Below are 12,718 nucleotides of genomic sequence, written 5' to 3' on the forward strand. Positions count from 1 at the left end.
GTTGGGTGGTATATTATTCACGATTGGTTGTCCAACTGTTTCATATAGAATGAATTTTCATCATTGAAAGGAAGCGTAAGACCATGGCTAATGAGTTTCGCGTATGTGACGATTGTGATGCGACGAACCTAAAGACGTTGCTGCCTCGACTCAAATCGGTTGACCCTGATGCAAAAATTGAGATTGGCTGTCAATCCTATTGTGGTCCAGGACGAAAAAAGGCTTTTGCGTTTGTGAACAATCGCCCATTATCCGCACCAACAGAAGATGAGTTACTCGAAAAGGTTCAAAAAAAAGTCAAATAAATGTCACTGAATGTGTTCAGTCGATCTAAAAAGAGGTCCGTTCCTGTCAGGTCGGGCTTTTTACGTCCGTGTAATCTTTGAGAACACATTCACCAGCAAATTCAAGGATGTTTTCGGGAAAAGTTACCCGATATAATAGAAACACGTCTTAAAAAAAGAGGGACGAAACGATGGCGTATCCAAAAGGGAAATTATCTGAGGAAAAGGTATTTAAAGATCCTGTGCACCGTTATGTTCACGTACGGGATGCATTAATATGGGATTTAATAGGAACAAGAGAATTTCAGCGCCTGCGACGAATTAAACAGCTAGGAACCACTTACTTGACGTTTCATGGTGCAGAACACAGCCGTTTCAATCATTCACTCGGTGTCTACGAGATTGTGAGACGGATTGTGGATGATGTATTCAAAGGACGGCCGGAATGGGATGAGGGAGAACGCGAGCTTGTACTGAGTGCAGCCTTGCTTCATGACCTCGGACATGGTCCATTTTCTCATTCCTTTGAAAAGGTCTTCCACTTAGACCATGAATCGTTTACAAGAGATATTATTTTAGGGCAGACGGAAGTCAATGAAGTGCTTCGCCGGGTGAGTGAGGATTTCCCGAAGCATGTGGCGGAAGTCATTGCCAAGACGTATCAAAACAAACAGGTGGTCAGTTTGATCTCAAGTCAAATTGATGCCGACCGTATGGACTATTTGCAGCGTGATGCCTACTATACAGGCGTCAGCTACGGCCATTTTGATATGGAACGTATTTTGCGCGTGATGCGTCCGAGAGAAGATCAGATTGTGATGAAACAGAGCGGGATGCATGCAGTCGAGGATTATATTATGAGCCGCTATCAAATGTACTGGCAAGTCTATTTCCACCCAGTGACACGCAGTGCGGAAGTCATTTTAACGAAAATTCTCCACCGTGCAAAAGAGCTGCATGAAACGGGCTATATTTTCACACATGCCCCTGTTCATTTTTATTCGATTTTTGAGGGGAATGTCACCACAGAGGACTATATTAAGCTGGATGAATCCATTGTCTTATTTTATTTTCAGGCGTGGGAAGACGAAGAAGATCACGTGCTGGCTGATTTGTGCCGCCGTTTTATGAACCGCCGATTGTTCCAATATACAGAGTTTAATCCGAATGAAGAAATGACGAAATATTTCAAGCTGACCGCCTTGTTCAAGGAGGCAGGCATTGATCCTGACTATTATTTAGTCGTCGACTCTTCCTCTGACTTGCCTTATGACTTCTACAGACCAGGGGAGGAAGAAGAGAGACTGCCGATCCACCTTTTGACGCAAAGCGGTCATATTAAAGAGCTGTCGAGACAGTCAAATATTGTTGATGCCATTTCCGGTAAACGAAGAACCGATCATAAACTTTATTTCCCGATGGACTTAATTGTAGATATGTCGGAAAAAGCTGAAGAAAAGAAGGCGATCATGAAGCTGCTAGGATTGGGATAAGGAAGTACTGAAAAAGGAGATGTCGGGAATTTGTTGAAAGAGCATGCAAAGTTGATGAAGGTATTCTTTGAATCAGGGGAAATCGTTGGACGGAAGAAGCTGCAAAAGATGATTTACATAGCAAAAAAGCTAGATTTGCCTTTTTACGAGAAATACGATTTTCATTTTTATGGCCCCTATTCAGAGGAGTTGACGCTCAGAATTGAAGAGCTGTGCAACCTTGGATTCTTGGACGAAATGAAGGAAAAAAAGGGCGGATACTATCAATATCGCTATTCGCTGACGGACAGCGGGAAAGAGTTTCTCGATCAGTGTGAAGTGGACATGCCTGACCTCAAAGTGCTGACGCAGCAGATGAACGAGCAATCGTCTCGTTTCCTAGAGCTCGTCTCCACGATTTTATACTTTGATGACCTGCCAGAAGATGAGGTAAAGGAAAAGGTCTTCACCATTAAAAGCAAGCAGCGCTACACGGACGAAGAATTTGAGGATGCTCTTGCTTATATTAATCAATTGAAGGAATTGAACTAGTTTCGTAAAAGCCCAGCATTTAGGGCTTTTTTTGTTTTGTAATACCCGGATCAAAAGCGCTATTTTTCGATGAATGTGTGTCGAAATATCCGAAAAATTAGTGAATATGACGTATTTCGACTTTCTTCCTGTGTATCCAATTCCCTGTTTTTAACTGAATAGAAGGAAAATGGTGAATTTTCAGTGAATATATAACCTTGTGAAAATCAAAGGAGGGATAGAAATGAAAAAGCGTTCAGTCTTTTTGTCATTTTTATTGGTAGGTAGTTTGTTACCGGGAGTAAGTTCAGCTTCAGCACCAGTCGCGAGTGCTGGTCATGGGCATGATCATGGTCATGCACCGTTCGAAACACATATTAGTGAGGGGTTGCCAAAGGCAAACGATTTTAAAGATTTGACGAAAGCACCTCCAATTGAACGAGATGTGACAACAAAGGTATTAAATGAGTCTGGTAAGCAGGTAGGCTCTAGAACCTTTAAGGCGAATACAGGAGATTCTATTTCAACAAAGGCAAGTACAGGCAGTCAGAAAGTAACGGTCTATGCTGTAGCAGATGCGCAGTATCGTGCGAAATATAGTGACTGGCAGACGCGGATTGTCAGCATCATCGAGCAAGCGGACGTGACCTTTAACCGTGATCATGATGTGGACTTTGTCGTACAAGCAGTAGGATCTTGGACGTCTTCTGGATCAAATGCAGAGCAAATCTTGTCAAACCTTCAGCGCAGCTTTGATGGCAGAGGATACGATTTTGTCACAGGGTTTACAGCAAATCCGAACTTTGATGCGGGTGGAATCGCATATGTATACAATAGTGCACCGAGCGGAAGTGCATTCGCCGTTAACCTTGATCAAGGAACAGCGAATACAGCAAAAGCGGCTACGCATGAATACGGCCATAACTTTGGCTTACCGCACGATCCTCAAGGAAGCGGCATTGTCTGCTTAATGAACTATGATTATTCTTACACGGTCGATTTCTTTGATGCGGCTCATAAAAATCAAGTGAACCGTAACAAAGCGTGGTACAGATAGGGCAAAAGTTAGAAAGAGTGACTCACAAGAATTAAATAAACTGGTTGAAGAAAATAATTGAATTTTAAATTATTTGCAAAGGGTTAGAAAGGTGTTTATTCTGGCCCTTTGTCTCCGTAATTAATAGAAATTAAAAAATAAGGAAGCCTTCTATAAATGTAAAAGTTATACAATAATTTGTGAATAATAACTACATATAATAATAGTTATTTTTTTGCAAAAAAGTTAATTTTTTATTGTTTTTTCAAGTAAACTATGATTAAATCTTATTATGTTTCTAAATTATAAATAAAAGGAAGGAGTGGAAAAATGACAGCTAGAGTTAATGCTTTCAAAATCTCAGGATTACTTTTAGCAAGTATTGCACTATTATTTGCATACTTCTTTGTGATGGGTAACTTACCTATTGCTTATCTAACTAAAGAGTTTGGTATTCCGTCAGCAGTGGGAAGTACACTTACTTGGTACCTAGGAATGGGTGCAACAGCTTCAGTCATAATCGGGATATTATCAGGTTTTTTAACCGGAGGATTAGGACTAATTGCAAATGCAGGTAGACAAGCACTTACATTGTATCTTAAAGAAGAGCTTAGAAAAAGAGGAAAAAAGGCATTTATTGCTTGGTAAGGTAGAATCATTCAAGTAAGAGGATTTTTCCTCTTACTTGAATGATATCAATAAGCAATATTATTTTAGGAGTCATTCATGTGATAACACGATATATAAACATTTTAAAAATCCATTTGATTATGCGTGTTGAAAAAGATTATTCATTTTTTGTAAGAGTTATTCCTTTTTTAAAAAGAATTAAGAATATTACAATCTTCAAAATGATAATTTCTACTATTTTTTCAACTGTTTTAGCCTTTTTTTTATATTGGAAATACTATAGTTTTGTTGAAAGATGGAATGGAATTTTTTTATTAAGTATATTTATCTTGTTATTCTTCTTAGCTCTAATTAATGGAATTTTAACCTATAGAAGAACACACTTTTCAATATATCAAGATTTATTAAGTACTTCACCCCTAAGTCATCGCCAAATATATGTTTTACTACTAACTGAAGAGTTGTTATGGTTTGTTACACAATCTTGGAATATTATAATAACTTCATTTATTTGTCTTTTTTTTATTTTAAAAATACCCTTTAGTTTATTTGTATTACTAATTTCCAACCTCATTTTAATCATTTTCTTATTATTTATAATCTCGAATCGTTTAATGGGTAAGTATCAACTATATAAAATTAAAAATAAAATCGGTTTGTTTAGATTTGTCATATATATGATTTTCTCTTGCGGTTTAATGTCGTTTGGATTCATGATTAGTCATCAATTTGCAAAACTAATATTAGCCTTAAGAGAACCATTTGAAAACATAGAACAATTACTAGAAGATACCTATTGGTTAAGTGTAAAAGACATATTTATTCAAGAATTTAGTGCGGATTTTATTAATTTGAAAATGATTGATGAAAGAATTTATGGAGGGATTACATATTCTATTAACTTACCATTCTTACTATTAGTTTTATTAGCTTTATCTATGTGCATTATCTTTATTACATCCAATTTATATCCTAATTATAATAATAGTGATCGAATAAAATCTAAACAGGAATTCTTTGATTGGTTTACAATATATACCAAGATAGTAAGCAAAGTCTTCAGAACTGATAAATCATTTCTGTTTAAAAAAGAACTTATTAATTTAGAAAGAAAACGATGGATCGTATCGCCAGGAGTCTTTTCTATTATAATCTACTCGTTAGAAAGTTTTTTTTATTGTGGCATTTTAATAGGAATAGTGAAAAATACTGATGACAGTTCATTAATAATGGCAATGCTAATTCTCTTTAATGTTTTAACAATGATTATTCATTGCTTTGAAGTTTCCTATGAGTATCCTCAAGTATTCTTTTTAGGTTCTGAAGGAAAAAGTATTGATTTACTAAAAACATCTCCAAATGGAGTAATGGGATTGTTTGAATCAAAATTAAAGTTATTAGAAGTAATTTTATTTATACCTCTTATTATAAATATGGTCATATCTTTAATTGTTATAAATTCAGTAAAAGAATTAAACTTATCATCTTTTCTACAAATCATTATATTGTTGTTTACTCTTTATAAAATATCACCATTAATTCAATTGTATATGGCTCCGTTATTTTCTAAATTTTCTTTTGATGATATACAGGAAGTTGGAAGTACTTATGACGAAAAGGAATTACATATTAAGTCTCAAAGTCTACCAAGGAATTTTATAGTTGTACCACTGTTAATATTTAGTTTCATTAATATTTTTATACCTATATATAAATGGATCAATCATATTGAATTGTACTATTTTATTTATTTTATGTTAACTATAGTTGTTTTTAAATTCATATCAAAAAAAATTGTTAAAAAGGGAATTGAAAAGTTAGAAAGAGGTAAATTTTGACTGTTTTGATTAATGTGTTAAAAAGATGGAAGAATGTTTATTTTTTTTTCATGATAGTTTTTGTCGTCGGTGTTTTTATTGGTGTATTGTTTTGGGAAGATGATATGGGACAAGCTAATCCCGAAAGTGTTTTTTATGGAAGTATATTCCTTAACAATATAGATGTTGGTTTGCTTTGTCTAATTGGCGGACTTTGTACAGGTGGTTCAATTCCCACATTTGTAATGTTTATGAATGGCTATATAGTTGGTAATACAATAGATAGTTTAATTGTCAATGGAAATATAAAATCTTTATTTACCGGATTGTTGCCACATTTCTTTATTGAGATGTTTGGTTTGTTATCCTTTTCAGTTCTTGGAACTTTTACAGGATTGGTATTTTTAAAATTTTTGAAAAGGGAAATTTGTAAAATTAATTATTTGAAAATGATTATAGATTGTTTAATAATTCTTGTCATTGCAATTGTAGCTTTATTTCTCGGAGCAATTATTGAAGATTTTGTGAGTAGGGTTTGAATATAATTGATTTCTAACATTCATTTTTAATAAATTTAGGAGGCAAAGATGCAACTTGTTTTTAAACCTCAGAAATATTTAACGTTAAATTTAAAAAGAGTAACCAGTAGATCAATTTTGTTGCAGAATTTGATTATTATTCTATTAAATATGTTCTTTGTCACTTGTATTATCGTGCAAATTCTTCCTAGTAGTGAAAGTTATAACTTTTTTGCACTATATGCCTTTATTGCTTTTATTTTCACCCCTTTTTACCTAATTATCAATTTCATTATTTCTTTGCTTTATTTATTAGTCATGATTTTTTTTCACCCTACGTTAAAGATAAGTCGTTTTTTTGTTGTGATTTTGACATACAACACATTGGTTTTCTTTAGTAACTCTGTTGGTATAAATCTAATATTCATGTTTGAAAATTATATTGTGATGGTAGTAGTATTTCTTATAACTTTCATAACAGTTGTTTGGGCCTCTCGAATTATGTTTTTAGGATTAGTCAATTTTGTTGGTTATTCTAAGAAAGCAAGCTTAAACTTTTGTATTGTACTCTTCCTCTTTAACCTTATTTCTTTTGGAGGTGGGTTTTTAGTTAATGTCTAAATTGTTAAGCTTAAAAGAGGTTAGTTTTTATTACAATAAAGGTAAACCAATATTAGAAGACTTAAATCTAAATCTTTATGCGCATGATATAATTTGTATTTTAGGTTCAAATGGAGCCGGTAAATCTACTTTATTAAAGGTAATTGCAGGTATTGTTGAATTTCAAGGTGAGCTTAACTTTAAGGGTAATCCAGTTGAAAATTGGAATGAATATAAAAAAAATATTGCATATGTTCCAAGCAATCATTTATTGTATGATATTCTTACAGGGGAGGAAAATTTGGAGTTAATTAGAAATCTTTGGGGTATACCTAAAAAACAATACTGGGAAAATGTGGGTTTTTATTCTGATAAATTAGAGATGAACCAACATTTATATACTAGAGTCGAACATTATTCTGAGGGAATGAAAGATAAACTTTTTTTTATTGGAAGTATTTCAAGACAGCCAGATATTCTTTTGTTGGATGAGCCATTTATGTCTTGGGACGTTCATTCACAAAGAATAATTATTGATCTTGTCAAAAAATATAAAGAAGAAAAAGCAAAATCTGTTATTATAGTCACTCATTCTGAACTATTGAAAGAAAATTTAGCGGATAAAGTATATCTAATCCAAGGTAATAGACTTATTAACATTGTCTAAATAGGGGTAATAAAAATGAGGAAATTATTTATCTTATTATTAATGATATCAATCGCTGTCATAATTGTTGTTGTATCTACAGGTAGTCATCAAATTGTTATAGGTAAGTTAATTATTATTTTTTGTTCGACTTTGGCTACAACAAGCGTTTTGAAAATAATTGGCCCAAGAAAATAATTTGTAGCCTAACAATTCTTTACTTTGTATGTGAATATGAATTTAATCATGATCTATTCTATCTAAAACAGATTGAGATTAGATAGAGAGGGTTAATTATTGGATACAACTCTAATTTTATTTGAAGTTATTCAGAAACCTTAATATAAAAGAAGCCTCTTTGGAAAAAGAGGCTTCTTTTATGCTTACAGGTCGCTCATGCGCTTTCCTGCTACGGCATAGTGTTCTTTTTTCATTTCTTCAATAATGACAGAGACTTTTTCTGCACCTGCGCCTGTTGTTTCAACAACAGCATCAGTGACTTTCTCCACAAGAGCTCTTTTCTGCTCGTCTGTTCTTCCTTCTAGCATTTGAACGGTGACAATCGGCAATGCGAAAACCTCCTTTTTCCTTTGAGTGCTACGCTTCCCTTTAGTTTAAGGGACTTCTTATAGTATACTGAATGAAGTAAATCATTGTATAGAAAGAAAGAGGGATTCATGCCTTTGAACCAATTTCTTGTGTATCCATTAGAACTTATTCCATATGTCGCCATTACGCTTGTTGTTGCATTTACGATGCACGAGCTGGCGCATGCATATGTTGCGTATCGTTTCGGCGACCCAACAGCTAAGAATCAAGGGAGACTCACATTAAATCCACTGAAGCATCTTGATGTATTTGGGACGATTTTAATCTTTGTGGCTGGGTTTGGCTGGGCGAGACCTGTACCGGTGAATCGTTATCATTTTAAAAAACCGCGCTTAGCAGGAATCTGCGTCTCTATTGCTGGCCCTTTAAGTAACTTGGTGTTGGCGTTTCTGGGCTTTTTCGTGTATGTGCTTCTTCAGAAATTTGGCGGGGAGTGGATCATGCGCTTTGAGCCGGGAGTCGATAATTTCTTCTTAATCTTTATTAACTTGAACGTCATTTTGTTCCTATTTAACTTATTGCCAATTCCGCCGCTGGATGGGTATCGTATTATTGAGGACGTCGTCAGCCCTAGTATCCGGGCGAAAATGACGCAATTTGAACAATATGGGATCATTATATTTCTCATATTCGTGATCACGCCGCTAGGACAGTTTGTTTTTGGTCCATTGATCGGAATGCGGGATCAAATCATATACTGGTTTAATCTTATTTTGAAGCCGCTGCTTTAGGAGGTTTAATGAATGGAAGGTAAAAAGAAGAAACCAATTGGTTTTAATATCATTAAAAAAACGGATGCAACCGACGGACATGGAGGCTTTGGAGCGGGTGCGCTCAGCCTTGATAACATTTCGCCAGTGATCATTGATGTAGAGGAAAAGGAAGCGGTCATTGATATTGGTGCGATGCATGCAAGAAGTGCCGTGGAAAAAGGAATTAAATTCTTGAAAAGCAAAGAAGAGGTGCCGAACGGAAAGCCGTATTGGCTCGTATGGGTGACCATTGACCGTAGAGAAGAAGGTCCTTATTATGCGGGTGTGACGGCATGTGAAATGACCGTCGACCGTTCAATCCGCCGCGGGTATAAGTCGCTTCCAGAGCATGTGAATTTAATGGATAAATCGATGAAGCGAAATATCGTCGTCAGTCATATGGATGACGTATCGAAAAAGGTGCTTGCTGATTTCTTGAAGAGTCATAATGAAGCACTATGGGAAGCATCCACAGATGAATTAAAAGAAGGATTGTCTGTCTCTGAATAATTGTGAATTTTTTGTGAAGAATGGCAAATGACCACCAATTCCAGCTGTTTTTTGAGTAAACTGGTGTTAAAGCTAGGACATGGAGAATCCCGAGGTGCAGATCTCGGGGTTTTTCATGTCCTTTTTTAACGTTTCAGCCACTTTTCCCACCATTTCTTTGGCTTTTGATCTTGAACCGGATCTTGCTCAGATGCTTTGTCCTCAGCACCGTAGCACACACCTGTCGGCTCCGTTCCTTCTATAAAATAGGTGAATACCTTTGATTCACATCCTGGGCCTGCGAGATCGCCCGTTTTTGGATTGATATACACACCTTTTACGCCGTCTGGCGGCATGAAGGAGGAGGCTGGCTGCTTCGAGAGGGCTGATTCCATAAAGGATGCCCATATCTTTTTTGCATAGGCTGTTTCTTCGACCGAGTCAATGGTGCGCCCTTTGTCATAGCCCGTCCACACACCTGTGACGAGCTGGGGAGAGAAGCCGATCATCCAGCTGTCGGCTCCTGTCGTTCCCGATTTTCCTCCGTATGTTCGCGTTAGATCCTTCATAATGGTGCGGCCAGTGACACTTGTATAGCCGTTTAACTGATCATTGAACATTCCTGACATCATGTCGGTGGTCACAAATGCTGCCTTTTCATCTAGGGCTTGCTCTCGTTTTTGCTTTTCCTCAAAAAGCACGTTGCCTTTTGCGTCCGTTACTTTTGTAATAAAGGTTGGTTTGACTCGTTTTCCGCCATTGACAAACATCGCGTAAGCATTGGTCATTTCAATTGGTTTGACAGGGGACGTTCCCAGGGCAAGTGATGGCACTTGATCTAGTTTTTCGTTGATTCCAAATGTTTTGCCAGCACGTACAAGCTGCTCCATTCCTAAAAATAGATGGGTTTTCACGGCATAAATATTATCAGACAGCGCCAAGGCTTGAAGCATGGTAATGCCGTCATTGGCGTAATAGCCATGATAATTGCTTGGTGAATAAGCAGCACCGCTTCCTTGATCATCGAGCTCAAAAACCGTTTCTTCACTGCGCATGACGGTTGCTGGTGTAAACCCATTCTGCAAGGCTATGTAATAGAGAAGAGGTTTCATTGTTGAACCGGGCTGTCTTTTCGCTTGTGTCACTCGGTTGAATGGGCTTTTCTCATAATCTCTTCCCCCAATGAGGGCGAGTACATGACCTGTTTGGGGATGGATAGCGGTAAAGCCGATTTGGATGTCTGATTTCGAATATATTGTGTTTTTTAACGTCTTCTCTGCGATTTTCTGTAACTCTGGATTTAAAGTCGTTTGGATATGAAGTCCATAGGTTTCAATCTGTTCCTCAGTTAACCCCAAGCTTTGTTTCAACTCACGAATCACATCATCATAAAAATATGGGGCTTGCTTTGCTTGCAGCTGCTTCTGCTGCAAAGGGCGATAGGACAGTTTTTCTTTCGCAGCTTCAGCGGCTGCCTTTTTCGTAATCATGCCGTCCTCTTGCATTTGCCTCAGAATCATATTCTTTCTTGCGCCGGCTTTCTCTTCATTCACATAAGGCGAATAGAGAGAAGGGCCCTTTGGGATACCGGCAAGTAAGGCAGATTCGGCGAGGGTCAAATTCTTCGCTTTTTTCCCGAAATACAGACGGGACGCCGCTTCCACTCCGTACGCTCCGTGACCATAATAAATGGTGTTCAAGTATCCTTCTAAAATCTCATCTTTTGTATAGTTTTGCTCTAAGCGGATCGTGTAGAAGGCTTCATTCCACTTCCGCTTCCATGTTTTATCATGATCTAAATACAGATTTCGTGCATATTGCTGGGTGATCGTGCTGGCACCTTGTACTTTTGCCATGGCACGAATATCAGCCACTGCAGCACCCGCCATCCGTTTTAAATCAAAGCCATGATGCTCATAAAAGGTTTTATCCTCCACAGCTACAGCTGCCTGACTGATATGAGGGGACATGTCCTTTAATGGCACCCAATATCTCTTTTCTCCAAAGCTGGATTCTCCAAGCTTTGAACCATCAGCTGCATAAATGGTCGTGGATTGGGGAACTTGAACAGAAGGGGCACCTTGCCATTTGGCTATTAAAAGAACCGTCAAAAAGACAGTGCCTGCAAATAGAAAAGTGAGCAAGCCGATAAAAAAACAGGCTCGAATCGTTTTCACGGTCATGCGGATTTTTTTATTACTCATGATTGTGTCCATGCAAAGCCCCCATTTTGACGGTTTTTTATCAGTATGGAACAAAGAAAACCGTTTTAAACAAATGATTGCAAGAGAGTGCATTAAAATTGAAGAGAACTCATGCGGTTCTTTACAATTTGATATGAATCCACTATACTTTTTTCTTGGACAATCGATATAGTCATAGCCGATAAAGGCGCTAACCATAGATGTTTGTTTATTATTGGATGAGAGGAAGATGGACAATGAGCGAGCTTTGGTATACAGAGAAGCAAACGAAGAATTTTGGTATTACATTGAAGGTGAACAAAACCCTTCACACAGAACAAACAGATTTTCAGCATTTAGAAATGGTGGAAACAGAAGAGTTTGGCAATATGCTGTTTTTAGACGGTATGGTGATGACATCTGAGAAAGATGAGTTTGTATACCACGAAATGGTGGCACATGTTCCTCTTTTCACTCATCCAAATCCGGAAAATGTTCTTGTCGTAGGTGGAGGAGACGGCGGTGTCATTCGTGAGATCCTCAAACACCCAAGTGTGAAAAAAGCGACACTTGTTGATATTGATGGCAAAGTCATCGAATACTCGAAGAAATTCCTTCCTTCTATTGCTGGGAAACTAGACGATCCTCGTGTAGATGTCAAAGTCGGAGACGGCTTTATGCACATTGCCGAAGCTGACAATGAGTATGATGTCATTATGGTGGACTCAACTGAACCAGTTGGTCCAGCTGTGAATCTGTTCTCTAAAGGATTTTACGCAGGAATCTCAAAAGCACTTAAAGAAGACGGTATTTTCGTGGCACAAACGGACAACCCTTGGTTCACACCTGAGCTAATTACAAATGTTCAGCGTGATGTGAAAGAAATTTTCCCAATTACGAAGCTTTACACAGCGAATATTCCAACGTATCCAAGTGGTCTTTGGACATTTACCATCGGTTCTAAAAAATATGATCCACTTGCTGTAGAAGACAGCCGTTTCTTTGATATTGAAACGAAATATTACACAAAAGAATTGCACAAAGCGGCATTCGTTCTGCCAAAATTTGTGAGCGACTTAATCAAATAAATCAAGCGAAATGGACATGCGCAAATGACGGTTTGCGCATTTTTTGAAGCGTAAAAGGAGGAA

The 12,718-nt window shown here is 37.2% G+C and carries 13 protein-coding genes; 11 read left to right on the forward strand and 2 right to left on the reverse strand.

What is annotated here, in order from left to right; translation table 11 throughout:
* Positions 1–83 precede the first annotated feature (83 nt).
* The 8 genes from C6W21_RS11570 (at position 84) to C6W21_RS11610 (ending at position 7,555) form a co-directional block, all read left to right on the forward strand.
* Complete coding sequence (locus tag C6W21_RS11570) at positions 84–305, forward strand: YuzB family protein (protein ID WP_003215259.1); 222 nt, start codon at positions 84–86, stop codon at positions 303–305.
* A 170-nt stretch (positions 306–475) separates the two neighbouring features.
* Positions 476–1,777, forward strand: a complete 1,302-nt coding sequence (locus C6W21_RS11575) for an HD domain-containing protein (protein ID WP_106050496.1) — start codon at positions 476–478, stop codon at positions 1,775–1,777.
* A gap of 30 nt (positions 1,778–1,807) precedes the next feature.
* Positions 1,808–2,308 carry a YwgA family protein gene (locus C6W21_RS11580; RefSeq protein ID WP_106050497.1) on the forward strand — a complete coding sequence of 167 codons (501 nt, stop codon included), beginning with the start codon at positions 1,808–1,810 and terminating at the stop codon, positions 2,306–2,308.
* A gap of 223 nt (positions 2,309–2,531) precedes the next feature.
* On the forward strand, positions 2,532–3,344 hold the full coding sequence (locus C6W21_RS11585) for a zinc-dependent metalloprotease (protein WP_106050498.1): 813 nt from the start codon (positions 2,532–2,534) through the stop codon (positions 3,342–3,344).
* A gap of 309 nt (positions 3,345–3,653) precedes the next feature.
* The gene (locus C6W21_RS11590) at positions 3,654–3,971 is read left to right on the forward strand and encodes an uberolysin/carnocyclin family circular bacteriocin (RefSeq protein WP_106050499.1); all 318 of its coding nucleotides are present in this window, start codon (positions 3,654–3,656) and stop codon (positions 3,969–3,971) included.
* Between the two features lie 80 nt (positions 3,972–4,051).
* On the forward strand, positions 4,052–5,791 hold the full coding sequence (locus C6W21_RS11595) for a hypothetical protein (RefSeq protein ID WP_106050500.1): 1,740 nt from the start codon (positions 4,052–4,054) through the stop codon (positions 5,789–5,791).
* Positions 5,788–6,309 (forward strand): stage II sporulation protein M, encoded by a 522-nt coding sequence (locus C6W21_RS11600; protein WP_106050501.1) that lies wholly within the window; start codon positions 5,788–5,790, stop codon positions 6,307–6,309. The genes C6W21_RS11595 and C6W21_RS11600 overlap by 4 nt, the downstream gene beginning before the upstream one ends.
* Positions 6,310–6,901: 592 nt before the next feature.
* Entirely contained in the window at positions 6,902–7,555 is a 654-nt protein-coding gene (locus C6W21_RS11610; protein ID WP_106050503.1) for an ATP-binding cassette domain-containing protein, read from the forward strand.
* A gap of 362 nt (positions 7,556–7,917) precedes the next feature.
* On the opposite strand, the gene C6W21_RS11615 is transcribed toward C6W21_RS11610, so the two are convergent.
* The gene (locus C6W21_RS11615; RefSeq protein WP_003214939.1) at positions 7,918–8,103 is read right to left on the reverse strand and encodes a 2-hydroxymuconate tautomerase; all 186 of its coding nucleotides are present in this window, start codon (positions 8,101–8,103) and stop codon (positions 7,918–7,920) included.
* Positions 8,104–8,217: 114 nt separating this feature from the next.
* Here C6W21_RS11615 and C6W21_RS11620 point away from each other — a divergent pair, with 114 nt between their 5' ends.
* Both C6W21_RS11620 and C6W21_RS11625 read left to right on the forward strand, forming a co-directional pair.
* Positions 8,218–8,874, forward strand: a complete 657-nt coding sequence (locus C6W21_RS11620) for a site-2 protease family protein (RefSeq protein ID WP_411266034.1) — start codon at positions 8,218–8,220, stop codon at positions 8,872–8,874.
* Positions 8,875–8,886: 12 nt separating this feature from the next.
* Positions 8,887–9,405, forward strand: coding sequence for a YwhD family protein (locus C6W21_RS11625; protein WP_106050505.1), 519 nt, complete (start codon positions 8,887–8,889; stop codon positions 9,403–9,405).
* Positions 9,406–9,530: 125 nt separating this feature from the next.
* Here C6W21_RS11625 and C6W21_RS11630 read toward each other — a convergent pair whose 3' ends face one another.
* The gene (locus tag C6W21_RS11630) at positions 9,531–11,600 is read right to left on the reverse strand and encodes a transglycosylase domain-containing protein (RefSeq protein ID WP_106050506.1); all 2,070 of its coding nucleotides are present in this window, start codon (positions 11,598–11,600) and stop codon (positions 9,531–9,533) included.
* A gap of 224 nt (positions 11,601–11,824) precedes the next feature.
* Between C6W21_RS11630 and speE the strand changes: the two genes are divergently transcribed.
* Positions 11,825–12,655, forward strand: coding sequence for a spermidine synthase (speE, locus tag C6W21_RS11635; protein ID WP_012011597.1), 831 nt, complete (start codon positions 11,825–11,827; stop codon positions 12,653–12,655).
* Positions 12,656–12,718: the final 63 nt, after the last annotated feature.

Source organism: Bacillus sp. NMCN1, assembly GCF_002998085.1.
Lineage (GTDB): Bacteria > Bacillota > Bacilli > Bacillales > Bacillaceae > Bacillus.